Raw genomic sequence first — 25,045 nt, forward strand, 5'->3', positions numbered from 1 at the left:
TTCGCACCCTGATATAGTTTTATATGCTGCATTTAATTGGCTTTAGTTGTGTTAAATATGTCAATTGGAGTTTTTATTTACTAAATATATTAATAATTATCACTTTCCCCCTTTTTATGGGATGGTTAGACTTGGTTTCGAGTGGTTCCCCCCCTCTTTCATATGACCCAGATGACTCGCGTCACCGGGCTTTTTGTTTTTTGTAGCCTGGTTGTTGCAATTCGTTAACGGCTGGTTCAGCGCCCATTGGGGTTGGGGTTGAACAATATGGCTACCGTTTCAAGCAAGACAATGACATGGATACAACTGACGCATTAGATCTCATCGCCCGGTTTGACGAGGCTGACGATGAGCGCACCATAGTGGCGCTGCTACGGACATTGACGGCACACATGGGGTTCGAGCATTTTCGCATGGCCCTGATCTTCCCCAATACCATACAGCGGCCGGATGTCATCATCTTCAACGGTTGCCCCCAGGCCTGGGTGGATGCCTATACCCAGGCCAACTTCTTCGCCATCGATCCCGTGGTGCAGCGTGGCATGGTGCAGAGTACCCCCATCCTGTGGGCGGACCTCATGAAGGAGGGGGTGTGCGATGCGCAGAGTCTGTCGGTCATGACCCTGGCCCGGGAGGCGGGGTTGTGCGATGGGATCACTTTCCCCTGGCACGGGGCCAACGGTCATGTCGGTCTGCTCTCCCTCATCACCACGGCGCCGCGCACCGAGTCGCAGTGGCTGGCGGATGTGCCTTCCCTCACCTGGCTCTCCATGCACATCTTCGAAGCCGTGGCGCGAGTCTGTCTGGTGGGGATCTCCCCCCACGACGCCCTGAGCCTGCGGGAGCTGGAGGTGTGCCGTTGGGCGGCCGAGGGGAAGCAGACCAGCGACATCGCCCAGATCCTGGGGATCACCCCGCGCACGGTGACGTTCCATCTGAATAATGTGGTGACCAAGCTGGGGGCCAACAGCAAGTGCCAGGCCATCTCCTGGGCACTCAAGCAGGGGGTCGTCAGGCTGAATGTGGAGCTGGCATCGGTTGCCAATGTGGATGAGTAGCAGTGGACTCGTCGGTACTGCGCAATGGATTGCCTATTTCCCAGCGTAATACTCTGTAAATGCAACTCTAGGCAGTAAAAGGTGCTAATGGGGGCGTCTTGTTGCGCCATTTGTGCTGATGGATATGTGAGGGATAGTGGTAATTGATTGAAATATAAGGGATAAGCAAGGTGGCATGGACGCTGCTAATGGTTTCGGTTGAGTGTCATTACCGTTTAACCAATCAGGAGCAATTCCATGCCAACTCCATGTTATATCAGCATCGAAGGTAAAACCCAGGGCAACATCACCGCCGGTGCCTTCACCTCCGACTCCGTCGGCAACATCTTCGTGCAAGGCCACGAAGACGAGATGCTGGTGCAAGAGTTCCAGCACATCGTCACCGTGCCGACCGATCCGCAATCCGGCCAGCCGGCTGGTCAGCGTGTCCACAAGCCGTTCAAGTTCACCGTGGCCCTGAACAAGGCCGTGCCGCTGATGTACAACTCCCTGGCCTCTGGCGAGATGCTGCCGAAAGTGACCCTGAAGTGGTACCGCACCTCCGTCGAGGGCAAGCAGGAGCACTTCTTCAGCACCGTGCTGACCGATGCCACCATCGTCGACATCGACTGCCAGATGCCCCACTGCCAGGATCCGGCGAAAGCTGACTTCACCCAGCTGATCCAGGTCTCCCTGGCCTATCGCAAGATTGACTGGGAGCACACCGTTGCCGGCACCTCCGGTGCGGACGACTGGCGCGCGCCGATCGAGGCGTGATGCCTGCAAGGAGCACCCCATGGGTGCTCCTTGTTTTGTGTGCCGCAGAGCCTGATGAAGCTCAAAACCCCGCTTGCTTAACTCCTCATCCCCTGACCCATGCCATGGCTTTCTTCTGCCCGTTTGCCGCGTGAGCGGGCACAACAAAGAACATGACGACGGATCTGCACGCACGCCTTGAGGGCGTGCGGTAGCCATGGCGGCGAAAAAGCGGCGGCCATGGCGGATCTCTCTCCCACCTTGAGGCAGCCGGCAGCGATGCGGGCCGACAGCAGAGGCGCACCGATGGCAGACAGCACAGGATTACAATTTACCGTCAAGGTGGGGGCGCTGCCCGAGAGCACCTTCGTGGTGGCGGAATTTGCGCTGGAGGAGGCGCTGAGCGGCCCCTTCCAGCTGAGACTGGAACTCGCCAGCCCCCAGCCTGATGTCGATTTCGGCGCCGTGCTGGACCAACCCTGCGAGCTACTCATCTGGTACAACGGCGAGCTGCAGCGGCGAGTGTGTGGTGTCGTGAGCGATGTTGGTCAAGGGGACAGCGGCTTTCGCCGCACCCGCTATCAGCTGCTGGTGCAGCCCACCCTGTGGCGACTGGGGCTTCGCCAGAATTCGCGCATATTCCAGGCCCAGAAGCCGGACGAAATCCTCTCCATCCTCTTGCAAGAGCACGGCATCACCGACTACGCCTTTGCGCTGAAAAACGAGCACGCGAAGCGCGAATACTGCGTCCAGTACCGGGAAACGGACTTGGATTTCCTGAATCGCCTCGCCGCCGAAGAGGGGCTCTTCTACTTCCACGAGTTTGAAGCTGGCAAGCATCGTATCGTCTTTGCCGACGATGCCGCCGCATTGACCCAAGGCCCCGAGCTCTTCTTCAACCTCGGCAATCGCTCGCTCGAGCAGGGCCCTTATGTACGTCAGTTCCACTACCGGGAGGCGGTGCGCCCCTCGGAGGTGGAACTCAAGGACTACAGCTTCAAGACCCCGGCCTATGGGCTTTCCCACAAGCAGCGCGGCGCCGAGCTCACCCACCAGCGCGATAGCTACCAACACTTCGACTCCCCGGGCCGTTACAAGCTGGACCCGAGCGGCAAGGCCTTTGCCCGGCACAGGCTCGACGCTCTGCGCAATGACGCCGTCACCGGCCAGGGCAAGTCCAACTGCGCGGCCCTGCTGCCGGGGCAGTATTTCTCTCTGACCGAACATCCGAACGGCGCGCTCAACACCGACTGGCAAGTCGTGCGCATCAGCCACACTGGCCAGCAACCCCAGGCGCTGGAAGAGGAGGGGGGCAGCGGCCCCACCGTCTATTACAACGAATTCGGGGTAGTGAAGGCCAGCACCACCTGGCGCGCCCGCATCGGCAGCAAAGAGGCGCCCCACAAACCCATGGTGGATGGCCCGCAGATTGCGACCGTGGTGGGACCGGAAGGGGAGGAGATCTACTGCGACGAGCACGGCCGGGTGAAGCTGCAGTTCCCCTGGGATAGATACGGCAGCTCTAACGATCAGAGCTCCTGCTGGGTGCGGGTGAGCCAGGGCTGGGCCGGCGGCCAGTACGGCATGATGACGATCCCGCGCATCGGTCACGAGGTGATCGTGAGTTTCCTGGAAGGGGATCCGGATCAGCCCATCATCACCGGCCGTACATATCATGCCACCAACCGACCGCCCTATCCGCTTCCGGCCAACAAGACCCGCACCGTGCTGCGCACCGAGACCCATCAGGGAGAGGGCTTCAACGAGCTGCGCTTCGAAGATCAGGCGGGCAAGGAAGAGATCTATATCCACGGTCAGAAAGACCTGAACCTGCTCATCGAAAGTGACACTGCCTGGCACATCAAGCACGACGAGCACAGGGACATCGACAACGAGCGGGTGACCCGCATCAAGGCCAATGACCATCTCACCGTCAACGGTGAGATGCGGGATCATATCAAGGGCGACTATTCGCTCACCGTGGATGCCTCCATGCATCAGAAGCTCGGGCAATCTCTCCTGGTGGAGGCGGGCACCGAGGCGCATCACAAGGCGGGCATGAAGATAGTGATGGAAGCCGGTGCGGAGCTGACTCTGAAGGTGGGGGGAAGCTTCGTCAAGATAGACCCGAGCGGCGTCACCCTCAGTGGCGGCTCCATCAAGATGAACTCCGGCGGCAGCCCGGGCTCCGGCTCCGGCTGGGCGGGACAGATGCCCATCCAACCCGGTGAAGTGGAAGTGGTGGCACCGCCCCCCCCGATGGAACCTGCGCGTCAAATCGCGACGCTCAAATCGGCGGAACCGGTTTGCGAGATCTGTGAGCAATTGGCGTCGCAGGAGGGTGCCGGAGGATGACTTCTGCCCAAAATGGCATCTTCCCCGACATAGCGTTGTTCGAGGGAGAACAACTCTATCTGATGCTGGATGGAGCCCGTATTGACGGGGTGGAACGCGCCCTGTTCGAACAGGTGGAGACTCCGGCCTATCAACCCCTCTATCTCTATTCTCCTTGGGACAGCCTGCGGGAAGTAAGCCCCTGCCTGGTCAGCGTGACCCCGATGCTGCTGAAATGGTTCATACAAAACCGTGAGCCATCATGGGGTTACCTGTTATCGTCTCGGCTTCCATTGTTACCCATGGCCGAGAAACTTCGCTCCCTGATCGAAGTGGAGAGCCCCTACACCAGCCGGATCCTGCTCAAACTGGCGATGCCCGAAACCATGGGACGCCTGTTCATGGATGATGAACCCTGGCTGTGGCAGGGGGTGGAGCAGGTATGGATCCCGATGCGTCAAGGAACGGACTATGTCTGGTGGCACAAAAAGGCCAAATCGGAGCTGGGTAATCCTGTTGGCGCAAGATTCAGGTTGTCTGATCCCCAGTGGGAGCGCCTGGGTGAGGTGAGTTGGCTGCATATTCTGGATGGGATCAGAGAGCATATGCTCACCTGGTTCCCTGACCGTTGGCAGGAGCAGGCCGAGCCGGAGCGCTGGTTGACCCATTGGGCAGAACAAGCCTATGACATGGGGTTTGAGAGTGAGCGGGATCTGCTGTTGTTTTTCAATGTGCTCGGGTATCTCGGCAGCCATTGGTATGAGGAAGAGGAGCATCCTGGACTCAGGGCATTGGTCACCCAATCTTCGTCACAGACACCGTCACAGCGTATTGAGCGAGCCGCCGAGCTGGCAGAAACATTGAGTAAGAAGGATCGAGACGCATGAGTTCGCCCAATCAAGCCGCCCAGTGTGCAAGCACGACCAATGGCAAGAGCCCGGCAGGGGTCTGTCCACTTAAAAACAAGCAGATAGCCATAGTGCCGGTGCGTTATGCCATTGATGAGCCCTGCTCTTCACCCAAGACGCAACCTCATCCATTTCCTGCGGGGGCCGGCTTCGTTGCCCCTGTCAAATTCAAGTCTCATCACCATACCCTGCGTCAGCTGCGTGATGGCTGGCTCTATGCCTATGACGAGACAGCCAAGAATCTTGATGAGTATGAAGTAAAAGGGGCTGCTTTCATCAGCCAGAGCAAGGGGAGCAAAGGCCATCTGCTCTATCCGGCCACCCATACGCTGTCCTTCATCTATTCTCCCCAGCGTTGGACGGGGCGCATCAAGAAAGAGATGGTGAAAAATAGCGGCTTGCGCAGTGCCTGGATGCGACAAGTCAAACTGGGCAGCTTTGCCAGTACCATGAAGGCCCCCCATTGCGGCTTGCCTGATTCGCTCGACAAGGTGGCAGATCTGGGAATGTCGAATCAGGGGTTTGTCTTGTCCTGTACACCCCTCGCCAAACCAGCCGAAGAGGATCAGCAAGGGATCAAGCTGTTGGCGCATAAACCAGCCGGTTCACCTGCTGCCTACAAGGCGGGGATGCCGGATCCCAAGAGTGCCATGGTAGTGGCGCTTAATGACTATCTGGCCGATCTGGCCGACCTCTCCATGACGGTCAATCAACTGCTTGCCAAGCGTGAAGCCTTGCTGGGTAAAGATGATGCCACCATCAAAGTTAACAGTCACAAGCTGATGATGGCGGAGGTGACGCGCAATCTTGCCAGGGTGCGACTAGACGAGAAGGACTTGCCCGCCTCCGTCAGGGGAAATGTGGCCAAGACCCAGGTATTTGAAGATGCGCTGGATGACTATCTGGGGGATCGCTATCTTGCCGATACAGAGGGTATGAGTTCGGAGCCTGGAGTTATCAACTTCAACTCCCCCATGGCGAGACAGGCCGATGCGAAGCTGAAAATCTTGCGGGAGCAATATGGTTTCAACCCCTCTCAAAAGCAGGTCAATCAATGGAAAGAGCGAGCCGCATTTCAGGACGAGGTCAACTGGGGCGGGCTCAATGCCTTTATCAAGCAGTATCAGGTGCCTCTCAATGAGCTGGAGCTGGCACTGACTCTGGCTCATGAGGACCTGTTCAATGGTATGACTCGCCTTAAGGCCGATCCATTACCCTTTGGTCTGGACCATAAAACAGACAAGGGCCAAGCCTATTTGCAGGTTCTGTTTGCCGAGGCCGGGCAGGCGCTCTCACTCAGTTGCAGCACTGAAGCCCGGAAGAAAGCGTTGGAAAAACTGCTTGGTGAAAAGGTCAGTGATAACTTGCTGGCACTGGCTCCCTATGGTTTTGATGTCGTGTTGCACAAGGGGCTGAGCGAGCAGACGGTAGACAATAATTGGCTCAGTACCTCTTCGGGGGACATGACTGCCCTCTTTGGTCGAGTGGCCGAGTTGGAGACCTTGCTGGGGGAGGAGAGGCTCAGGCAGAAGCCTTGGTTCCAGACGGTTGAGGCAGTGATCGACGCCATCAAAGGGGCGGGCCAATCCCTTGCCAAGGGCGCCCACGCCCAAATCATGGCGGCCATCTTGCCCCACACCTGGAAGAACAGCCTGGCAGGCAACCTGAGGCTGGTACTGCTGGAATCACTGCTCGGTGATAAACCGCTGGAAGTGAATCACGGTTATCGGATGCTTCACAGCAGCTTCCAGCAACGTGTCTGGGCGATTACCAAGGAAATATCAGCTATCAGCTCACCACCACCCGGGCGCAATACCACGGTGAAGGCCATCAACGGTCAGCTAAAAACCTTGCAACAACAACTTGATACCTTGATTGCCAGCGAAATGCCCCTGCTGGTGAAACTGAAAGGTGACCTGTATCAACAGCAGGCCAGGCAATATATCGGTGACTATCTGGCGAGCGTGCGCAGTGGAGTGAATCAACGCATCACCGCTATGAACGAAAGAGTTCCCAACTTGGCGACCTTTGGGGGATTGGTAGCCCTGCTCAACCTCTGGAACCTGACGGTGGTCATTGGTGGGATGGCACAAAATGCCAAGTCGATCGGCCAGTCACGAGCCAATATGCAACTGGGTTCGGCTTTTGCCTGGACGGGCAATGCCATCGCCGCGCTCTACCAGGGGGCGGCATGGGAGAAGTTAAAGCCACTCACTACTGGTCGAGCCCTGACCGAAATCTCGATAAAAGCAGCGATAAAAGAGGGTGGGCATGCGTTCTGGGTTAAAGCCTTCTCTCTACGGATGCTGGCATTTGCTAGTCTAGGGTTGGCTGCGGCAGGGCTTGAAGCCTTGGACAGTTGGCAGGCGAGCCAAGATCCATTGATAAGTGGCATGGAAAAAACACTCTTGCAGATGAAGGCAGGGGTGTTATTTGGACAAGGTGGAATCTTCCTTATCCAGCTTGCGTATTTAGGTATCAATGGTTTAGGTTTTTCATCCATCGCTGCTATTTTTGCGCCCTGGATGGTTGTTGGACTCTTTGTGCTGGGTATCGCCTATCTGGCTCTAACTGTGTTGATCAATATTTTTAAAAGATCGGATCTGGAAAAGTGGTTGCTGCAATCGACCTGGGGCAAGCAAACTGCCAACTGGGCCGCTGAGGATGAACTGGCTCGGTTTGAACAACTGGTAAATAAGCCTGGAGCTAGCTTGACGGTAGTTCGTTCAGCGCCCCAAGGCTGGATGGATACTGGCTGCTCACAGTGGCAGTTGCAACTCTCGCTCCCTTCACATTTGCGAGGGCAGACCATAGGGTTGAACATCGTTGGTCACCCTCTTGCCCGAGCTGGTCAGATGGTATCGGTACGATCCAAAGAGGAGCTGGCTCGCTATCAGTCTGCTATGCAGCCCAAAATAATTGAAATTCAAGGTGGACGTTGGAATGAGCTGGTCTATACGCTACCTCTGAAAGTCGACACCAATACAGCCATCAAGTTGGAGCTGGGCTATTTGGGGGGGATGGTACAGCGACAATTTATCTTCAAAGGAAGTGGCAATAGCAATGGCCCAATAACATTGGATACACACCAAAGGGTATTGGACTCCATGCCAGCCCTAGTAGTCGGCAAGCAAGGTAATAAATAATGGATAAGGAAAATGAATCGGTTTATGTGAGCGAGCAAGAGACCACCTTCCATCTGTTACCTCAGGAAGAGCAACAGCGCATTATCGATGCCAATCAAAAAAGGGTACGTGAGGCCCCAACGCTTTATGAATGGAATATTTGTGTGCCTACACCATTCGCTTGGATAATGATATTGGTAGTTGTAGCAACAATGGTACTGTTTGCTGTGGGTTGCGTATTGCTTACTGGTGATAATGATTGGGGTTTTGCTTATCTAGCCTTTGGTGTTGCCATGGTAATGATTCCTTATTTTCGTTATTTAGTGATGGCGGATAAAGACTACCATTATCGGCTAACTACGGAGGGTGTAGTCGTCACTTATCAAGATGCTATTCCCGAAGTGGCCTACACCATAGTGCGTGGTTTGGCTTGGCTTGGTGTGGTGGTATGTGTCGTAGCTGTTGCCATATTGGGGCCACTGGCCCTGGTTGGCGCTGGGGGTATGGCGCTCTTTGCGGTATTTTTCACTGATTTTAAGAGTGAAGTATCAGAACATGAAACCATGTTTAAAAAAGACTGGCCCTACACGCTGTCTATTTCTAAGAGAAAAAAGGCACTGAGATTTGAATCTACCCCCTTTAAAGTTGCATATAGCGATAATCTATATTGCAAGTCTGAGGATTTTGAGCGTGTTATTGAACTGATTAAAAATCAAATCAGATGCGTCGATATAAAAAACATCAAAGGTCATCCAATGACTTGATTCTTCTATGGCACCTGTAAGGGGAGAGTTATCTAGATGCAATCTGGGTCCCTATAACAGAGCGCCCTTGCTACAGGCAAGGGCGCTCTGTTGTTTTCCGGGACGAGTTTGGCGCGATTATGGCGATACCGAAGGGGGCTGCACCATGGGACCTGCTACTGCGTGGGCAGCTTCATCACCTCGCAGTGCCCGCACGATTTCGAGGGCGAATTCGATGGCGCTGCCGGGGCCCTGGCTGGTGATAAGGCGGTGGGCCTCGTCCCTCACTACCCGCTCAGTGATGAGTTGAGCAGGGGGGAGCTCGGCCTGAAAACCTGGATGGCAAGTGACCCGCGCATCTCCCAGCAGGTGGTGATGCTGCAACACCACCACGGGGGCTGCGCAAATGGCGGCGCGCCAGCGGCCACGCAGAGCCTGCACCTTGAGCAGGTCGATGGCGAGGGGGGTATCGCGGATGGCTTCGCTACCGGGCAGGCCGCCCGGCACGATTATGGCCTCGAAATCACGGCTGGTCAGCTCGTCGATATGACAGTCCGCCACTATCTGTACCCCGCGGGAGGCGCGGATCTGGCGCTGCCCCGCCGGGCAGCAGGAGGCGAATACCACTTCGATGGAGGCCCGCACCAGGGTATCGACGATGGCGACGGTTTCGATCTCTTCCGAACCCGGGGCAACCAGTACCAAAACGCTCATTGCTCGCTCCTCCTGCTTGATGCCCGTCACTTCACCGGGTCTATTGCTTCTCTTTGATGGCCTGGTAGAGGCCCTGATTGACGGGGACCGCGATGCCGTGCTGCGCCGCCTTGGCGAGCAGGAAGCCGGTGATGGCTTCGATCTCGGTCTCTCGTCCCAGTTCCATATCCTGATACATGGAAGAGTAATTGTCGGCGGTGAGCTCCACCACCGTCATTACCCGGCGCAGCAGCTCTTCATTGCTGACGGGCAACCCTTCGGCCTGCATCACGTCCACTACTTCCACGCAGATCTGTTGCAGGGCATCGGTGAAGCGGGAGCCACTCAGTTCGCCATTCTTGACCTTGTAAAGTGCCGTGAGCGGGTTGATGGCGCAGTTGATGGCGAGCTTTTGCCATTGACGAGCCCGGATCTGTTCATCCCATCCGGCCTGGCCGAGGGCACGGGCGAGTTCATCCGCCAGATAGGCGTGAGCCTTGGCTGCCACGTTGACCGGTCCGAGCCAGGTTTCGCCCTTGCCGGTGTGGCGGAACACGAAGTGGCCGCTCTGCATGGCGCCGTGGCTGGTGACGCCGGCGATGACCGGGTTGTGCGGGAAGCGTTGAACCACCTGCTCGGCGATGCCCATGCCATTGTGCAGCAGTACGATGGGGACGCCCGCAGGCAGTCGGCCGATCAGCGGGGTCAGGGCCGGGACGACCTGGCTTGCCTTGGTCATCACCAGCAGGCGTTTGATGGCGCCGGGCTGACTGATGAAGCCGCGCTCTATGGTCAGCAGCTGGGTATGACCGTCGAGAGAGGTAAAATCGATGCCGGGGTGCAGGGTGGCCCGGTGCCGTTCGCGCAACAGGACACGGGTCGATTGACCGCTTTGGGTCAGCAGGGATGCGAAGACACCCCCCAGAGCACCGCAGCCCAGCAGGGTCCATTGGGGAGGGAGGGGGTGACGGCTGGTTTTCAGGTTATTGTCGCGTAATCCGCTTGGCATGGAGAGACTCAGTCAGGGTAGTGGTCGCATTCCGATCAACCGCTTACCGGGGATAAAGGAAGAGGTCGCCTGGCGGACACTAACGGGTCTCGCCATTCCTGTGCGGAGAGGATTCTAGCAGAGCCATCCCATCGAAATCAGCAAATTTGCCCGTTTTCTGGTAGATTTGCCCCCTATTCGCATTACCCCAAAGCACAACATACAGCACAGCATGAGGAGCCCGGCTATGCCGTCATTCGATATTGTCTCTGAAGTCAAAATGAACGAGGTGTTGAACGCCGTCGATAACGCCAATCGTGAACTGGCGACCCGTTTCGATTTTCGTGGGGTGGAAGCCAGCTTCGAACTGAACAAAGAAGAGGTCAAGCTGGAGGCGGATGCCGATTTCCAGCTCAAGCAGATGGTCGAGATCCTGCGCGGGGCGCTGCTCAAGCGCCAGATCGAGAACAGCTCCATGGACGTGGGTGACAGCATTCACTCCGGCAAGCGTTTCCACCTGACCGTGAAGTTCAAGCAGGGGATCGACAAAGAGGTCGCCAAGAAGCTGGTGAAGCTTATCAAAGACTCCAAGATCAAGGTGCAGGCTGCCATCCAGGGTGACGAAGTGCGCGTGACCGGCAAGAAGCGTGACGATCTGCAGGAAACCATGGCGCTGGTGCGCGGTGCCGAGCTGGGCCAACCGATGCAGTTCCAGAACTTCCGTGATTGATCGATAGCTCGATTGACGAGAAAGGGGAGGCATAAGGCTTCCCCTTTTTGTTTGGCGAAAGCCCATAAAAAACCGGAGCAGTTGCTCCGGTTTTTTGTATCCCAGATACCCGTTCGATTAGAACTTGTAGGTAACGGAGAAGTAGTGGCCGAAACCGGTGGTTTTCAGGCCGTAGGAACCGTTCTGGATACCGTAGATGTCGTTGAAGTACTTCAGGCCGTAACCGACGGCGTAGCGGTCGGAGTGCCAGTACAGGCCGTTGAACATGGCGGTACCGTCGGTGGAGGTGTCCTTGGCATCAAACAGGTGATCCAGGTAACCCTGATAGGCGACGAAGCTGCCGTTGGAGAAGGTGTAGAAAGGCTTGAACCAGTTCATGGAGAACTGATAGCCGTTCCAGCCTTGCTCACCGGTGCCTTCGTTGACGTGGCGGGCATACAGGTTCATGCCAACTTTACCGAACCAAGGTACTTGTACGTCGGCACCCAGACCGGTCATGGCTTCGAACAGACCATCCGGACCACCTACGTTGACCAGGTTGGCGATGTAGACTTCCTGGATCGGACCGAAGGAGAGATCTTTGCCAGTCATGGCATCGATGGAGATACGCGGTGCGAACTTGATGAACAGGTTGTCTTGGTTGTGCTTGTCGTCGTGACGGTTCTGGAAGATGTCAAACACATCGACGTAACCGTACAGATCGAAGATACCAGAGCGGCCACCAAACTCCATTTCGAAGTAGGTATCGTTGTAGCCACCTTCAGACTCGCTGTAGGGCAGCTGGTCGATGGTGTGCATTACGTTGAACTGGAACCACTTGTAGTCGTTCTTGTGGATGTCACCGCTGTAGTCGGCAGCAAAAGCCGGGGTGGCGGATGCAGCCAGCAGACCGGCAGCGATCAGAGTCTTGGTAAATTTGGCCATTTTATTGGTCTCTTGTGTGTTTAGTTGAGGTTTTCCGTAGCCTGCCCACAAGGAGCGGGAGGGATTCTAGCCAAATAATTTCAACGGATAAACAAGAGCCAGGGAACTTTGTCAGGATTTGTGAATCTAATCACCCCCTCATTTAGGCAAACGCTTGCTATTTGTTCGCTTGTGGTGACAAATGCTTGCCTCGTTTGGAAACTACAATGATCAGCAGCATCACGGGCACCCCGAGCAGACTGGTGCCGATGAAGAAGTGACTGTAGCCAAACAGCTCGACAAAACGGCCTGAGAACCCCGCAAGCAGCTTGGGTAGCAGCAACATGATGGAGCTGAACAGCGCATACTGGGTGGCCGAGAAGGCGACGTTGGTCAGGCTCGACAGATAGGTCACGAAAGCTGCGGTGGCGATGCCGGCGCTGAGGTTGTCGAGCGAGATGATCAGGGTCAGCAGCTCCAGGTTGTGGCCGACTTCGTTGAGCAGGGCAAACAGCAAGTTGGTGCTGGCGGTGAGCACGGCGCCAAGAAACAGGATGCGCAAGGTTCCCAGCCGCATCACCAGTACCCCTCCCAATGCCGCCCCGACCAGCGTCATGATGACCCCATATACCTTGGTGATGGTGGCCACTTCCGTTTTGCTGAATTGCAGGTCCACATAGAAGCTGTTGGACATCACCCCCATTACCACGTCCGAGATGCGATAGCAGGCGATGAGCCCGAGGATCAGCAGGGCGGAGCCCCCGAAACGGCGGAAGAAATCGGCGAATGGACACCAGATGGCCTCGTAGACCCAGGCACCCAGCCCCGCCAGCGGGGTTGGCCAGCCTTGCTGTTGCAGCAGTTGCTTGCGCTCGGCCTGTTGCTCGTTCTGGCGAGCGAGATCGATGTCGGGCTCATGACACAGCAGGGTGGTGATAATGCCGAGGGACATGAGCCCCGCCATGCACAGATAGGTGAGCTGCCAGCCGCGATAGTCGTAGCCGCTGTTGCTGCCAAGCCAGGCGGCCAGCGCCAGAGCGCCGGCGCCCGCCATGATCATCGCGAGCCGATAGCCGGTCATGTAGGAGGCCGCCATGGCCGCCTGCAGGCGCTCGGGGGCCGACTCGATGCGGTAGGCATCGATGACGATGTCCTGGGTAGCCGAGGCAAAGGCCACCAGCAGGGCGAAGAGGGCGAGCTGGGCGAGCTGGGTCTTGGGATCGCAATAGGCCATGCCCACTAGGGCGAGGGCGGTCAGCAGTTGGGAGAGCAGCATCCAGCTGCGCCGTCGTCCCAACAGGCGCGAGAGCAGGGGCAGGGAGAGGCGATCGACCAGGGGAGACCACACCCACTTGAAGCCGTAGGCCAGGGCCACCCAGCTCATGTAGCCGATGTCGGTGAGGCTTACATCGGCTTCACGCAACCAGAACGAGAGGGTGCCAAAGACCAGCAGCAGGGGCAGGCCGGAGGAGAAGCCCATGGCAAACAGGATGAGAACCCGGCCTTCGAGATACACGGCGAGGGCGTCTCGCCAGCTGGTGAGGCGGCCCGGGTTACGACTGGGCGGGCGGAGAGTGTTCAAATGCCTGACTCCTCGGGGAAAAGGTGGCTATTTTGTCAGGTTCGAAGGGGATAGCCAAGGCAAGCAGAACGTCGTCCGCAGGCCTTCAGGGTCGTGAACCGATGCAGTGAGGCGGACAGGGCCCCTGCTCGAGGAGATAGTTGGCGCAGGCCATCAACTGCAGTCGCAGCCGGGGATCGGTATCGATCTGTTGCTCATCCCATAGATGCAGGCTGTGCAGCAGGTGCCAGAAGACGGATTCTCGCTGACTGGACGGTTGTTTGTCGGTGCAGTGGGGCAGGGCTTGCCAGTGGGAGAGCAGTTGCCAGCTCACATCTTCCAGCTGTTGGTAGGCAATTTCCCGTGCCAGGAAGTGACGAACAGCCTGGGACAGCAGCATGGCGTGTTGGGTTATGTAGGCCTGATAGATCACCGGCGCCTCCTTTTTCTCCTCTGGGGCCCCCGGGATGGGGGCAAGGCCAGAGTATAGAAAGGGGCGCCGGTGACCTTGGCGGTGATGAGGCAGGATGTGATCCGCTCCGCGTTATTTCTCCGCCAGCAGCACGACTCTTTTCAGGATGATGGGGCTGGTCGGCACATCGTTGGCTCTCAGGATGGAGCTGTAACCTGTCTGCACCAGTGCCAGTTTGTCCAGCACCTCCATGCCTTGCACCACCTGGCCGAATACGGTGTAACCGGCGCCTGCATTGGCGTTGAGGTTGTCGTTGTCCGCCAGGTTGAAATAGAACTGGCGGGTGGCGCTGTCGACGGCCTGGGTACGGGCCATAGCGATGCTACCGCGCTTGTTGGGCAGGCCTCCCTTGGACTCGTTCACCACAGGGTCGAAGGTCGGCAGCGGCTGGAACTGCTGGTTGTAGCCCCCTCCCTGCACCACGAAGTTCTGGATCACCCGGTGGAACAGGCTGCCGTCATAGCTGCCGTCCGCCACATAGCGCAGAAAGTTCTTCACCGTCTGCGGCGCCTGCTTGGGGGCCAGCTCCACGACGATGTTGCCGTGATTGGTCTCCATCCTGACCTTGGGGCCGGCAAACGCCAGGGGGGCGATCAGCATGGCCAATAACCAGAGTTTTTTCATGTATCGCTTCCTCGTTTAGCTCGGTTGGCCCTTGAGATAACCGCGCAGAGCCTCGTCGGCCATGATCTGCTGCAGTACGCTGCCCAGTTGCTGGTTCAGGGTGGACTCCAGATCGGCCATGCTCGGCTCACCCGGCTCCTCCTTGCTGGAGGACATGTTGAATTGCTTGGTCAGCTTGCTGCCCTGGAAATCGGCGATCACCTGCAGACTGACCTTGGATTTGGTCACATAGGTGAAGGTCTTCTCTTCCACGGTCACGGCGGCGGTGGAGATGGCCAGGGTCAGGTTGGTGGTACCGCTGTTGCCCACTTCAAGCCCCTGACTGCGCAGGCCCTCGGCCAGTTTCTCGGCCAGCAGGTTGTTGAGGGGCTGGGCACTGTTGACCAGAACGGGGGCCTTCTCTTTCTTCTTGATGGAGAAGACATAGGCGGCTTCGCGCTTGTCGACCCCTTCCATGGTGATCCGGTTGCCGGAGTAGTACTGCTGGTTGGCGGGGATGACTTGCGGGTTGAGCAAGGCGGTCTCCGGCCAGTGAGTGGCACAACCACCCAGCATCAGGGCGGCCAGCAGCAAGAGTGACTTTTTCATCATGGGTTTCCTTTAGCTTTATCTTTAGCGTTTGATGGCTTTCAAAATAACGAACTTGCTGTTCGATGCAACCACTTGTGCGTTGGCAAACAAGCGCTTGAGTTTATTGTGATAATCCAGATGGCGGTTGCCTACTATCCAGAGTTCCCCCCCCTGAGGCAACACCCGGTGCGCATCGGTGAACATCTGCCAGGCGATATGGTCAGTGATCGCCTGCAGTTGGTGGAAGGGCGGATTGCAGAGAATGCGATCGGCCGCTCCCGTTTCTATCCCATCGAGACAGTTATTGACCAGGAAGTGGGCGCGGGGCAGGGCATCGGGCAGGTTGTGCTCGACGTTCAGGCGCGCCGAGTCCACCGCCATGTGGGATTCGTCGATGAAAGTCACCTCCACCTCGCTGTCTCGCGCCAGCAGGGAGAGCCCCAGCACGCCGTTGCCGCAACCCAGATCGATCACCCGTCGGGCGCTGTGGATAGGCAGGTTGTCCAGCATGAAGCGGGCGCCGATATCCAGGCTGGTGCGGGAAAATACGTTGGCATGGTTGTGGATCAGCATGTTGCTGCCTTCCAGCGGCCAGGTGGTGGGGAAGGGATTATCCAGCGCAGGGCGCAGGGCGTCCGGCGTACAGTGAATGAGACGGGCCTTCTTCCAGGCCAGCGAGGTGCGGGTCTCGCCCAGGTATTTCTCGAACAGCTTGAGGGTGGAGGTGTGAATATCCTTCGCCTTGCCCGCCGCCAGGATCCGGGTGGTCGGGGTGACCACCTGGCGCAGGGCCAGCAGTTGCTGCTCCAGCAGCGCCTGATACTTGGACACCTTGATCACCACCAGAGCGGGAGCCAAGGGCAGCGGAGCCAGCGCATCCTGCAGGCGGATGTCGTGGGGATCCAGGCCATTCTCGGCCAGATTCGCCAGGGTCGCCCGTTCGCTGATATGGGAGTCGGTCACGCACCGGGGGGTATGGTCGTGCAGATAGGCAGTCAGGGCGCCGAAGCCGTCGTTCATGATGATGACGGGGCCGCACTGCTCGAGCGGCGACTCGGCGAGTTCGTTGATGAGATATTCGTCTGCCGCATCCCAGGCCTGCAGGGGATCCTGGCTCTGCCGCGGATACCGGTAAAGGGTCAGGCGGCAATGCGCCGTGTCGAGTAGGGTCTGCATAAGAGAAGTATCCAAGGTGATGCTTATATATGGCAACGACAGCCAGCGACGAGCCGGTCGTTGAAGTGGCGCTATTCTAGCGGGGACGCAGAATTTCACCAGCCCGGTGCGTGACTGGCTCATAAGGCCCTCGGCGTGATTTATCCCGGGTCGGCTCTGGCTTACAATGGCCGGACATCCATCTTGGGAGTGTTTGTCGTGAGCATGCAACAACAGATCGAGGCCAAACTGGCCGCCTTGTCCCCCAGTCATCTGGAAGTGATCAACGAGAGCTATATGCACCGGGTGGCGCCGGGTTCAGAGAGCCACTTCAAGGTCATTGTCGTGAGCCAGGCGTTCGAGGGGCAACGGCTGATCGGTCGTCATCGTCAGGTCAACGGCCTGTTGGCCGACGAACTGGCTGGTGCTATTCATGCGCTGGCCCTGCATACCTATACCGAGACTGAATGGCAGCAACGGGAGCAGGCGCCAACCACGCCGAGCTGTGTCAGCAAGCCCCCCTTCGCGTGATAATTGACGTTTTTATTACCTAATTTTTCAACAATTAACGGTTCCGTCACGAATCGGGGTGACCGGTGTTCCATCTGCGGTCGATGGAGTATCGGATTACTTTTTCTAATTACCTGTCTGACGTACAAAAATACCCCCATAGGGTTATCTGGACGAAAAATCCTTTAAAACCACGGCTTGCGGAGATGAGGAGGAAATATTCAATGGGGGTTAATTTTGTGATAGCGCGGGGATTTTCCCCATTTGGCATGGCAGCTAACTTGCCTAAGGTGGTAAACTCAGGCGCTTTTGAATGATCCTGTATGTTGCTAATTTGTTTGTTTTTTCGACATTTTGTCGCGATGTAGGCGGGCTCATTCAACAACTCGTCGTGATGTATTTCTCGGCGCTAACCAACCTGTCTTCCCTTAACGGTAGTGCAAGTGAGTATGATTACAATTAAAAGAGGACTGGACATCCCCGTGCTGGGTGCTCCGGAGCAAGTAATCTACGATGGCCCGGCCATCACCCGTGTTGCTACACTCGGCGAAGAGTTCGTGGGGATGCGTCCTACTATGTTCGTCAAAGTAGGTGATCGCGTCATTAAAGGTCAGGAGCTCTTCGAAGATAAGAAGAATCCCGGCGTTAAATTCACGGCCCCTGCCACCGGTGTGGTTTCTGAGATCAACCGTGGTGCCAAGCGTGTTCTGCAATCTGTCGTCATCGATCTCGATGGCTCCGACGAGCAGGTAACCTTTGAACACTTTGCGTCTGCCGAGCTTGCACAGCTCGAGCGCAGCAAGGTGCAGGAGATCCTGGTCGCGTCAGGTCAGTGGACCGCGCTGCGTACCCGTCCATTCAGCAAGGTGCCGGCCGTGGGTTCCACCCCCCGTGCCATCTTCGTCACCGCCATGGACACCAACCCGCTGGCAGCCAATGCCGAGATCATCATCAAGGAACAGTCACAGGCTTTCCTCGATGGTCTGGCCGTGCTGACCCGTTTGACTGATGGCGCCGTTCACGTCTGCAAGGGCGAGGCGAGCCTACCCCATGCCGAACTGGCACAAGTCAAAGAAGCCGTCTTCGTCGGTCCGCACCCTGCCGGTCTGCCTGGCACCCATATCCACTTCCTGGACCCGGTCGGTGCCAAGAAAGTGCAGTGGCACATCAACTATCAGGATGTGATCGCCTACGGCAAGCTGTTCACCACGGGTCAGATCTTCACCGACAAGGTGATCTCCCTGGCCGGTCCGAACGTGGTCAAGCCGCGCCTGCTGCGCACCCGTCTGGGCGCCTGCATCAGCCAGTTGACCAACAACGAGCTGCGCGCCGACGAGAACCGTGTCATCTCCGGTTCCATCCTGAGTGGTTCCAAGGCTGCGGGAGTCCATGACTACCTTGGCCGTTATCACAACCAGGTGAGCGTGCTGGGCGAAGGCCGAGAGAAAGAGTTCCTGGGCTGGGTCAACCCCAGTGCCAACAAGTTCTCCATCACCCGCACCACCTTGGCGCACCTGGTGAAAGGCAAGCTCATCAACTTCACGACCACCACCAACGGTAGTGATCGCTCCATGGTGCCTATCGGCAACTATGAGCGCGTGATGCCGCTCGACATCCTGCCGACCCTGCTGCTGCGGGATCTGATCTCCGGTGATAGCGACAGCGCCCAGGCGCTCGGCTGCCTGGAGCTGGATGAGGAAGATTTGGCGCTCTGTACCTTCGTCTGCCCCGGCAAGACCGAATACGGCCCGATCTTGCGTGAGTGCCTGACCAAGATAGAACTGGAAGGTTAAGCGATGAGTTTCAAGCAACTTCTTGAAAATATGGAACATCACTTCGAGCCGGGTGGCAAGTACGCTAAGTACTATGCCCTGTTCGAAGCGGCGTACACCCTGTTTTATACCCCCGGGTCCGTGACCCGCAATGCCGCTCACGTCCGTGACGCCATCGATCTGAAACGCATGATGATCATGGTGTGGCTGGCCGTGTTCCCGGCCATGTTCTGGGGCATGTACAACGTCGGCAACCAGTCCATCGCCGCCATCGCCCATCTGGGCAGCGCGGCCGGTGCCGATACCTGGCAATACACCATCGCCACCCTGCTGGGTGCCTCGCTGGATCCGGCCGTGGCCGGCGTCGGCAGCAAGATGCTGATCGGTGCGGCGCACTTCTTCCCGATCTACATCACCGTCTTCATCGTCGGTGGTTTCTGGGAAGTGCTGTTCGCCATGGTGCGCAAGCACGAGATCAACGAAGGCTTCTTCGTGACCTCCATCCTGTTCGCCCTGATCGTGCCGCCCGAGCTGCCCCTGTGGCAAGCCGCTCTCGGCATTACCTTCGGCGTGGTGCTGGCCAAGGAAGTGTTCGGTGGTACCGGCAAGAACTTCCTGAACCCGGCGCTGGCGGGTCGTGCCTTCCTGTTCTTCGCCTACCCGGGCCAGATCTCCGGTGATGCTGTCTGGGTTGCCGTCGACGGCTACTCCGGTGCGACTGCGCTGAGCCAGTGGGCCCAGGGCGGCCAGATGGCGCTGATCAACGGTGCGACCGGCGAAGCCATCAGCTGGATGGATGCCTTCCTCGGCAACCTGCCAGGTTCCATCGGTGAAGTCTCCACCCTGATGATCCTCATCGGTGCGGCCATGATCGTCTACATGCGGATCGCCTCCTGGCGCATCATCGCCGGTGTGATGATCGGTATGGTTGCGACCTCTCTGCTGTTCAACGTCATCGGTTCCGATACCAACCCCATGTTCAACATGCCGTGGCACTGGCATCTGGTGCTGGGTGGCTTCGCCTTCGGTATGGCGTTCATGGCGACCGATCCGGTCTCCGCTGCCTTTACCAACAAGGGCAAGTGGTGGTATGGCGCCCTCATCGGCGTCATGGTGGTGCTGATCCGGGTCGTGAACCCCGCGTTCCCGGAAGGCATGATGCTGGCCATTCTGTTTGCCAACCTGTTTGCCCCCTTGTTTGACCATTTCGTGGCACAGGCGAACATCAAGCGGAGGATCGCACGTGGCCTTTAATAAAGACTCTACTATCGGCACCCTCACCGTCGTAACCGGTCTGTGCCTGGTCTGTTCCATCGTGGTCTCCGTGGCCGCCGTGGGACTGCGTCCGGCCCAGCTGGAAAACAAGGCGCTGGACAAGCAAAGCAATATCCTGTCCGTCGCCGGTGTCGATGTCAGTTCTGTGGCCAAGCGTGACCTGGCCCAGTTGTATGGCGACAAGATTGAAGCGCGTCTGGTGGATTTGACTACCGGTGAGTTCGTTGACGGCGATGCCGACAACTTCGACACCAAGGTCGCCGCCAAGGATCCGGCCCAGAACATCCGTCTGGCCCCGGCCGACGACAAGGCTGGCCTGCGTCAAATCTCCAAGCTGGTTCCCGTGTTCTTTGCCAAGGATGCCGACGGCAAGGTCGACAACATCATCCTGCCGATCTACGGCCAGGGTCTGTGGTCCACCATGTATGCCTTCGTCGCGGTCGCGGCCGACGGTCAGACCGTCAAAGGCATCACCTACTATGATCACGGCGAAACCCCGGGTCTGGGCGGCGAGATCGAGAACCCGGCCTGGCGCGAACTGTTCGTCGGCAAGAAGCTGTTCGATCAGGACGGTCAGCCGGCGCTGCGCGTGATCAAGGGCCATGCTCCGGCAGGCTCCGAGCATGAAATCGATGGCCTGTCCGGTGCAACCCTGACCGGCAATGGCGTACAGCACACCTTCGACTTCTGGATGGGTCCCAAGGGCTTCGGTCCCTTCCTGGCCAAGGTACGTGCAGGAGAAATCAACAATGGCTGACAAGAGCGAAATGAAAAAATTGCTGTTGACGCCTGTGCTCGGCAACAACCCCATCGCACTGCAGGTGCTGGGTGTCTGTTCCGCGCTGGCCGTTACCAGCCAGATGAAGACAGCGTTCGTGATGACGCTGGCCGTTACCGCGGTCACCGCCTTCTCCAACCTGTTCATCTCCTTGATCCGCAACCACATTCCGAACAGCGTGCGGATCATCGCCCAGATGGCGGTGATCGCATCCCTGGTTATCGTGGTTGACCAGGTGCTCAAGGCGTATGCCTATGACATCTCCAAGCAGTTGTCGGTGTTCGTCGGCCTCATCATCACCAACTGTATCGTGATGGGTCGTGCCGAAGCCTATGCCATGAAGAGCGCCCCGCTGCCCTCCTTCCTGGACGGGATCGGCAACGGTCTGGGCTACGGTGCCGTGCTGCTGGCCGTGGCCACGGTGCGCGAGATCCTGGGGTCCGGCACCTGGTTCGGCATCGAGCTGCTGCCGCTGGTGAACAACGGTGGCTGGTATGTGCCTAACGGCCTGCTGCTGCTGCCGCCGAGTGCATTCTTCATCATTGGTCTGATCATCTGGGGCGTACGCACCAAGGATCCCAAGCAGGTGGAGGCAAAGGATTAAGGTATGGAACACTATCTGAGTCTGTTGATTCGTTCGATCTTCATCGAAAACCTGGCGCTCTCCTTCTTCCTGGGGATGTGTACCTTCCTGGCGGTGTCCAAGAAGGTCAAGACCGCCATGGGTCTGGGTATCGCCGTGATTGTGGTACAGACTGTTGCCGTACCGGCCAACAACCTGATCTACAACTATGTGCTGAAAGACGGCGCCCTGGTACAGGGCCTGGATCTGAGCTTCCTGAGCTTCATCACCTTCATCGGTGTGATTGCGGCCCTGGTACAGATCCTGGAGATGGCGCTGGACAAGTATTTCCCCGCGCTCTACAACGCCCTGGGTATCTTCCTGCCGCTCATCACCGTGAACTGCGCCATCTTCGGTGGCGTCTCCTTCATGGTGCAGCGTGACTACAACTTCGTGGAGTCTGTGGTCTATGGCGTGGGCTCGGGTGCCGGTTGGATGCTGGCCATCGTCGCGATGGCAGGGATCCGCGAGAAGATGAAGTATTCCGATGTTCCGGAAGGCCTGCGTGGCCTCGGCATCACCTTCATCACCGCGGGTCTGATGGCACTGGGCTTCATGTCCTTCTCTGGTATTTCCCTGTAATCGGAAAGGAAATATAGATGGAAATTATTCTGGGTGTGGTCATGTTCACCGTGATCCTGCTGGCCCTGGTAGCAGTTATTCTGTTCGCCAAGTCCAAGCTGGTGACCGCGGGTGACGTGACAATCAGCATCAACGGCGACCCGGCCAAGGCTGTCACCAGCCCGGCGGGTGGCAAGCTGCTCGGCGTCCTGGCCGGCAGCGGTATCTTCGTCTCCTCCGCCTGTGGCGGCGGTGGCTCCTGTGGTCAGTGCAAGGTGCGGGTGAAGTCCGGCGGCGGCGACATCCTGCCGACCGAACTGGATCACATCAGCAAGGGCGAGGCCCGTCATGGCGAGCGTCTGGCCTGCCAGGTCACCGTGCGCGCCGACATGGACATCGAGCTTCCCGAAGAGATCTTCGGGGTGAAGAAGTGGGAATGTACCGTCATCTCCAATGACAACAAGGCCACCTTCATCAAGGAACTCAAGCTGCAGATCCCGGATGGCGAGAGCGTCCCGTTCCGCGCCGGTGGTTATATCCAGATCGAAGCCCCTGCACACCACGTGCAGTACAAGAACTTCGATATTCCCGAGGAATATCGCGGTGATTGGGATCGCTTCAAGATCTTCGAGCTGGAGTCCAAGGTCAATGAGCCGATCATCCGTGCTTATTCCATGGCCAACTATCCGGAAGAGTTCGGCATCATCATGCTGAACGTGCGGATCGCGACCCCGCCGCCGAGCAACTGGACTGCGCCTCCCGGCCAGATGTCCTCCTACATCTTCAACCTGAAAGCAGGGGACAAGGTGACCATCTCCGGTCCGTTCGGCGAATTCTTCGCCAAGGACACCGACGCCGAAATGGTGTTCATCGGTGGTGGTGCGGGCATGGCGCCGATGCGCTCTCACATCTTCGATCAGCTGCGTCGCCTGAAGACCAAGCGCAAGATGAGCTTCTGGTACGGTGCCCGTTCCAAGCGCGAGATGTTCTATGTCGAGGACTTCGACATGCTGGCCGCCGAGAACGAGAACTTCACCTGGAACGTCGCCCTGTCTGATCCGCAACCGGAAGACAACTGGGATGGCTACACCGGCTTCATCCACAACGTGCTGTTCGAGAACTATCTCAAGAACCACGAGGCGCCGGAAGATTGCGAGTTCTACATGTGCGGGCCTCCCGTCATGAACGCGGCCGTCATCAACATGCTGAAAAACCTCGGTGTTGAAGACGAAAACATCCTGCTGGATGACTTTGGTGGTTAATCCATGCACAGCGTTGTAAAGACCTGGCTAGCCTTCGGGCTAGCCTTTTTCTTGACTGGGTGCGGTCAGGAAACGGTCCAATCCAAACCGGAGATCCACATCACCGGCAGCACCATGGGTACCTACTACTCCATCAAGGTGGCGGATGACGCCGTCCAGGATGGAGCCAAATTACAGGCCGAGGTCGATGTCCTGCTGGAGCGGGTCAACGATCAGATGTCCACCTACAGACCCGATTCCGAGCTCTCCCGCTTCAACCAGCACAAGGACAACACGCCCGTGGTGGTCTCCCGGGACACCGCACGGGTGGTGACCGAGGCCATACACATTGGCCGCGAGAGCCGCGGCGCGCTGGACGTGACCGTGGGCCCCCTGGTCAATCTGTGGGGCTTTGGCCCGGACGCGAAACCGACCAAGGTACCGTCCGATGACCTGATCAGCCAGACCCGCCAGAAGACCGGGCTCGGCAATCTGCACGTGATCACCTCCGCCGATGCGGATACCCTGCAAAAAGACATCCCGGATCTCTATGTGGATCTCTCCGCCATCGCCAAGGGCTTCGGGGTGGACAAGGTCGCCGAGTATCTGGAATCCTTGGGGGCACGCAACTACCTGGTGGAGATCGGCGGTGAGCTGCGCCTCAACGGGGTCAACGGCAAGGGGCACCCCTGGCGGGTGGCCATCGAGAAGCCGACCGTCAATGTCGGCTCGGTGCAGGAGGTGATCCAGCCCGGGGACAACGGCGTGGCCACCTCGGGGGATTATCGCAACTACTACGAGATGGATGGCAAGCGCTTCTCCCACACCATCGATCCGCTGACGGGCAAACCCATTCAGCATCGGATGGTGTCGGTGACCGTGATCCACCCCTCCTGCATGACCGCGGACGGGCTGGCGACGGCGCTCACTGTCATGGGGCCAGAGAAAAGCCTGGCCTATGCCAAGGAGCAGGGGCTGGCCATCTTCGTGATCACCAAGACGGACGATGGCTTCAAAGAGTCCTACTCGGATGCCTTCAAGCCCTATCTGGTGAAGAAGTAATGAACGGCCATCCCTTCGGGGGTGGCGTTGACGTATTGAGTGCACGGGTGCCTCTCGCGGCATCCGGTTAAACAGTAAGGGGTAATAGCATGCAGACTTTTCTGATTACCTTCGGGGTGTTTCTGGCGGTGGTGGTGGCCATGGCCATCGGTTACATCTTCCAGAAGAAGACCATCTCCGGCTCCTGTGGCGGCCTTGGCACCATAGGGATCGAGAAGGAGTGCGACTGCCCGGAGCCCTGTGACAACCGCAAGCAGAAGATGGCCAAGGAAGAGGCCCGTCGCAAGATGCTGGAAGAGCACCGCATCATCTGAGCGGCACCGTCGTCATGGCGCCTGACAGAGCGAGCCGACCTTGAGGTCGGCTCGCTTTTTTTGTGGGCAAGGGCCAGTGCTCAGTAATCGTATTGTTGGCAGGATTTTTTATTGAACTCGGCCTTCCTGCGGGTCAGCTCCTCCCGGGTACCCAGCTCATCCCCTTGCTTGATGGCTTTTTCCAGTATCTCGATACGCTCGAACAGCCAGCTGCACTCGGCAGTCGGGTGATCCTTGGCCGCCGTGATGACGGGCAGCAGACAGAGTCCCAGCCAGATCTTGTTCATCCCTCTTCCTCCTTGATGATGGGT

General features: G+C 57.8%; 25 protein-coding genes. 16 read left to right on the top strand and 9 right to left on the bottom strand.

Features of this window, described 5'->3' with window-relative positions; genetic code table 11:
- Positions 1–296: 296 nt before the first annotated feature.
- The 6 genes from ABNP46_RS04895 (at position 297) to ABNP46_RS04920 (ending at position 8,924) form a co-directional block, all read left to right on the top strand.
- Complete coding sequence (locus tag ABNP46_RS04895; protein ID WP_349921308.1) at positions 297–1,058, top strand: LuxR family transcriptional regulator; 762 nt, start codon at positions 297–299, stop codon at positions 1,056–1,058.
- Between the two features lie 237 nt (positions 1,059–1,295).
- The gene (gene hcp1 / locus ABNP46_RS04900) at positions 1,296–1,814 is read left to right on the top strand and encodes a type VI secretion system effector Hcp1 (protein ID WP_349921309.1); all 519 of its coding nucleotides are present in this window, start codon (positions 1,296–1,298) and stop codon (positions 1,812–1,814) included.
- Positions 1,815–2,099: 285 nt separating this feature from the next.
- The gene (locus tag ABNP46_RS04905) at positions 2,100–4,148 is read left to right on the top strand and encodes a type VI secretion system tip protein VgrG (protein ID WP_349921310.1); all 2,049 of its coding nucleotides are present in this window, start codon (positions 2,100–2,102) and stop codon (positions 4,146–4,148) included.
- Positions 4,145–5,014, top strand: a complete 870-nt coding sequence (locus tag ABNP46_RS04910) for a DUF4123 domain-containing protein (protein WP_349921311.1) — start codon at positions 4,145–4,147, stop codon at positions 5,012–5,014. The genes ABNP46_RS04905 and ABNP46_RS04910 overlap by 4 nt, the downstream gene beginning before the upstream one ends.
- Positions 5,011–8,181 (top strand): toxin VasX, encoded by a 3,171-nt coding sequence (locus ABNP46_RS04915; protein WP_349921312.1) that lies wholly within the window; start codon positions 5,011–5,013, stop codon positions 8,179–8,181. Before ABNP46_RS04910 ends, ABNP46_RS04915 begins: the two co-directional genes overlap by 4 nt.
- Entirely contained in the window at positions 8,181–8,924 is a 744-nt protein-coding gene (locus ABNP46_RS04920; RefSeq protein WP_349921313.1) for a hypothetical protein, read from the top strand. Before ABNP46_RS04915 ends, ABNP46_RS04920 begins: the two co-directional genes overlap by 1 nt.
- Positions 8,925–9,041: 117 nt before the next feature.
- On the opposite strand, the gene ABNP46_RS04925 is transcribed toward ABNP46_RS04920, so the two are convergent.
- Entirely contained in the window at positions 9,042–9,617 is a 576-nt protein-coding gene (locus ABNP46_RS04925) for a DJ-1 family glyoxalase III (protein WP_349921314.1), read from the bottom strand.
- A 40-nt stretch (positions 9,618–9,657) separates the two neighbouring features.
- Entirely contained in the window at positions 9,658–10,605 is a 948-nt protein-coding gene (locus ABNP46_RS04930; protein WP_349921315.1) for a ketopantoate reductase family protein, read from the bottom strand.
- Positions 10,606–10,831: 226 nt separating this feature from the next.
- Here ABNP46_RS04930 and ABNP46_RS04935 point away from each other — a divergent pair, with 226 nt between their 5' ends.
- Positions 10,832–11,314: a YajQ family cyclic di-GMP-binding protein gene (locus tag ABNP46_RS04935; protein WP_349921316.1), complete on the top strand. Its 483-nt coding sequence runs from the start codon at positions 10,832–10,834 to the stop codon at positions 11,312–11,314.
- 117 nt (positions 11,315–11,431) lie between these two features.
- Here ABNP46_RS04935 and ABNP46_RS04940 read toward each other — a convergent pair whose 3' ends face one another.
- The 6 genes from ABNP46_RS04940 to ABNP46_RS04965 form a co-directional block, all read right to left on the bottom strand.
- The gene (locus ABNP46_RS04940) at positions 11,432–12,238 is read right to left on the bottom strand and encodes an outer membrane protein OmpK (protein ID WP_349921318.1); all 807 of its coding nucleotides are present in this window, start codon (positions 12,236–12,238) and stop codon (positions 11,432–11,434) included.
- Between the two features lie 157 nt (positions 12,239–12,395).
- Positions 12,396–13,799: an AmpG family muropeptide MFS transporter gene (locus ABNP46_RS04945; protein ID WP_434476177.1), complete on the bottom strand. Its 1,404-nt coding sequence runs from the start codon at positions 13,797–13,799 to the stop codon at positions 12,396–12,398.
- An 85-nt stretch (positions 13,800–13,884) separates the two neighbouring features.
- Positions 13,885–14,178 (bottom strand): hypothetical protein, encoded by a 294-nt coding sequence (locus tag ABNP46_RS04950; RefSeq protein ID WP_349922383.1) that lies wholly within the window; start codon positions 14,176–14,178, stop codon positions 13,885–13,887.
- Between the two features lie 144 nt (positions 14,179–14,322).
- A complete protein-coding gene (locus ABNP46_RS04955; RefSeq protein ID WP_349921319.1) occupies positions 14,323–14,874 on the bottom strand; it encodes a peptidylprolyl isomerase in 552 nt (183 codons plus the stop codon).
- A 15-nt stretch (positions 14,875–14,889) separates the two neighbouring features.
- Positions 14,890–15,462: a YajG family lipoprotein gene (locus ABNP46_RS04960; RefSeq protein WP_349921320.1), complete on the bottom strand. Its 573-nt coding sequence runs from the start codon at positions 15,460–15,462 to the stop codon at positions 14,890–14,892.
- Positions 15,463–15,486: 24 nt separating this feature from the next.
- Positions 15,487–16,620 carry a methyltransferase gene (locus ABNP46_RS04965; RefSeq protein WP_349921321.1) on the bottom strand — a complete coding sequence of 378 codons (1,134 nt, stop codon included), beginning with the start codon at positions 16,618–16,620 and terminating at the stop codon, positions 15,487–15,489.
- Positions 16,621–16,824: 204 nt separating this feature from the next.
- Here ABNP46_RS04965 and ABNP46_RS04970 point away from each other — a divergent pair, with 204 nt between their 5' ends.
- The 9 genes from ABNP46_RS04970 (at position 16,825) to nqrM (ending at position 24,734) form a co-directional block, all read left to right on the top strand.
- Positions 16,825–17,130, top strand: coding sequence for a BolA family protein (locus tag ABNP46_RS04970; RefSeq protein WP_349922384.1), 306 nt, complete (start codon positions 16,825–16,827; stop codon positions 17,128–17,130).
- Between the two features lie 428 nt (positions 17,131–17,558).
- A complete protein-coding gene (locus ABNP46_RS04975; RefSeq protein WP_349921322.1) occupies positions 17,559–18,902 on the top strand; it encodes a Na(+)-translocating NADH-quinone reductase subunit A in 1,344 nt (447 codons plus the stop codon).
- Between the two features lie 3 nt (positions 18,903–18,905).
- The gene (locus ABNP46_RS04980; RefSeq protein ID WP_349921323.1) at positions 18,906–20,135 is read left to right on the top strand and encodes an NADH:ubiquinone reductase (Na(+)-transporting) subunit B; all 1,230 of its coding nucleotides are present in this window, start codon (positions 18,906–18,908) and stop codon (positions 20,133–20,135) included.
- Positions 20,125–20,913 (top strand): Na(+)-translocating NADH-quinone reductase subunit C, encoded by a 789-nt coding sequence (locus tag ABNP46_RS04985; RefSeq protein WP_349921324.1) that lies wholly within the window; start codon positions 20,125–20,127, stop codon positions 20,911–20,913. Before ABNP46_RS04980 ends, ABNP46_RS04985 begins: the two co-directional genes overlap by 11 nt.
- On the top strand, positions 20,906–21,538 hold the full coding sequence (locus ABNP46_RS04990; RefSeq protein WP_100857978.1) for an NADH:ubiquinone reductase (Na(+)-transporting) subunit D: 633 nt from the start codon (positions 20,906–20,908) through the stop codon (positions 21,536–21,538). Before ABNP46_RS04985 ends, ABNP46_RS04990 begins: the two co-directional genes overlap by 8 nt.
- 3 nt (positions 21,539–21,541) lie before the next feature.
- Positions 21,542–22,138: an NADH:ubiquinone reductase (Na(+)-transporting) subunit E gene (gene nqrE, locus ABNP46_RS04995; RefSeq protein ID WP_100857979.1), complete on the top strand. Its 597-nt coding sequence runs from the start codon at positions 21,542–21,544 to the stop codon at positions 22,136–22,138.
- Between the two features lie 17 nt (positions 22,139–22,155).
- Positions 22,156–23,379, top strand: a complete 1,224-nt coding sequence (gene nqrF, locus ABNP46_RS05000) for an NADH:ubiquinone reductase (Na(+)-transporting) subunit F (protein ID WP_349921325.1) — start codon at positions 22,156–22,158, stop codon at positions 23,377–23,379.
- 3 nt (positions 23,380–23,382) lie between these two features.
- Positions 23,383–24,420 (top strand): FAD:protein FMN transferase, encoded by a 1,038-nt coding sequence (locus ABNP46_RS05005; RefSeq protein ID WP_349921326.1) that lies wholly within the window; start codon positions 23,383–23,385, stop codon positions 24,418–24,420.
- Positions 24,421–24,509: 89 nt separating this feature from the next.
- Positions 24,510–24,734: a (Na+)-NQR maturation NqrM gene (gene nqrM / locus ABNP46_RS05010; RefSeq protein ID WP_349921327.1), complete on the top strand. Its 225-nt coding sequence runs from the start codon at positions 24,510–24,512 to the stop codon at positions 24,732–24,734.
- An 80-nt stretch (positions 24,735–24,814) separates the two neighbouring features.
- On the opposite strand, the gene ABNP46_RS05015 is transcribed toward nqrM, so the two are convergent.
- Entirely contained in the window at positions 24,815–25,021 is a 207-nt protein-coding gene (locus ABNP46_RS05015) for a hypothetical protein (protein ID WP_349921328.1), read from the bottom strand.
- Between the last annotated feature and the right edge of the window lie 24 nt (positions 25,022–25,045).

The organism is Aeromonas veronii (assembly GCF_040215105.1).
GTDB lineage: Bacteria > Pseudomonadota > Gammaproteobacteria > Enterobacterales > Aeromonadaceae > Aeromonas > Aeromonas veronii_G.

Bases quoted from the DNA above. Each gene is read 5' to 3' on its own strand.
- ABNP46_RS04895 (WP_349921308.1), top strand. From the start codon at position 297: ATGGATACAACTGACGCATTAGATCTCATCGCCCGGTTTGACGAGGCT.
- hcp1 (WP_349921309.1), top strand. From the start codon at position 1,296: ATGCCAACTCCATGTTATATCAGCATCGAAGGTAAAACCCAGGGCAAC.
- ABNP46_RS04905 (WP_349921310.1), top strand. From the start codon at position 2,100: ATGGCAGACAGCACAGGATTACAATTTACCGTCAAGGTGGGGGCGCTG.
- ABNP46_RS04910 (WP_349921311.1), top strand. From the start codon at position 4,145: ATGACTTCTGCCCAAAATGGCATCTTCCCCGACATAGCGTTGTTCGAG.
- ABNP46_RS04915 (WP_349921312.1), top strand. From the start codon at position 5,011: ATGAGTTCGCCCAATCAAGCCGCCCAGTGTGCAAGCACGACCAATGGC.
- ABNP46_RS04920 (WP_349921313.1), top strand. From the start codon at position 8,181: ATGGATAAGGAAAATGAATCGGTTTATGTGAGCGAGCAAGAGACCACC.
- ABNP46_RS04925 (WP_349921314.1), bottom strand. From the start codon at position 9,617: ATGAGCGTTTTGGTACTGGTTGCCCCGGGTTCGGAAGAGATCGAAACC.
- ABNP46_RS04930 (WP_349921315.1), bottom strand. From the start codon at position 10,605: ATGCCAAGCGGATTACGCGACAATAACCTGAAAACCAGCCGTCACCCC.
- ABNP46_RS04935 (WP_349921316.1), top strand. From the start codon at position 10,832: ATGCCGTCATTCGATATTGTCTCTGAAGTCAAAATGAACGAGGTGTTG.
- ABNP46_RS04940 (WP_349921318.1), bottom strand. From the start codon at position 12,238: ATGGCCAAATTTACCAAGACTCTGATCGCTGCCGGTCTGCTGGCTGCA.
- ABNP46_RS04950 (WP_349922383.1), bottom strand. From the start codon at position 14,178: ATGCTGCTGTCCCAGGCTGTTCGTCACTTCCTGGCACGGGAAATTGCC.
- ABNP46_RS04955 (WP_349921319.1), bottom strand. From the start codon at position 14,874: ATGAAAAAACTCTGGTTATTGGCCATGCTGATCGCCCCCCTGGCGTTT.
- ABNP46_RS04960 (WP_349921320.1), bottom strand. From the start codon at position 15,462: ATGAAAAAGTCACTCTTGCTGCTGGCCGCCCTGATGCTGGGTGGTTGT.
- ABNP46_RS04965 (WP_349921321.1), bottom strand. From the start codon at position 16,620: ATGCAGACCCTACTCGACACGGCGCATTGCCGCCTGACCCTTTACCGG.
- ABNP46_RS04970 (WP_349922384.1), top strand. From the start codon at position 16,825: ATGCAACAACAGATCGAGGCCAAACTGGCCGCCTTGTCCCCCAGTCAT.
- ABNP46_RS04975 (WP_349921322.1), top strand. From the start codon at position 17,559: ATGATTACAATTAAAAGAGGACTGGACATCCCCGTGCTGGGTGCTCCG.
- ABNP46_RS04980 (WP_349921323.1), top strand. From the start codon at position 18,906: ATGAGTTTCAAGCAACTTCTTGAAAATATGGAACATCACTTCGAGCCG.
- ABNP46_RS04990 (WP_100857978.1), top strand. From the start codon at position 20,906: ATGGCTGACAAGAGCGAAATGAAAAAATTGCTGTTGACGCCTGTGCTC.
- nqrE (WP_100857979.1), top strand. From the start codon at position 21,542: ATGGAACACTATCTGAGTCTGTTGATTCGTTCGATCTTCATCGAAAAC.
- nqrF (WP_349921325.1), top strand. From the start codon at position 22,156: ATGGAAATTATTCTGGGTGTGGTCATGTTCACCGTGATCCTGCTGGCC.
- ABNP46_RS05005 (WP_349921326.1), top strand. From the start codon at position 23,383: ATGCACAGCGTTGTAAAGACCTGGCTAGCCTTCGGGCTAGCCTTTTTC.
- nqrM (WP_349921327.1), top strand. From the start codon at position 24,510: ATGCAGACTTTTCTGATTACCTTCGGGGTGTTTCTGGCGGTGGTGGTG.
- ABNP46_RS05015 (WP_349921328.1), bottom strand. From the start codon at position 25,021: ATGAACAAGATCTGGCTGGGACTCTGTCTGCTGCCCGTCATCACGGCG.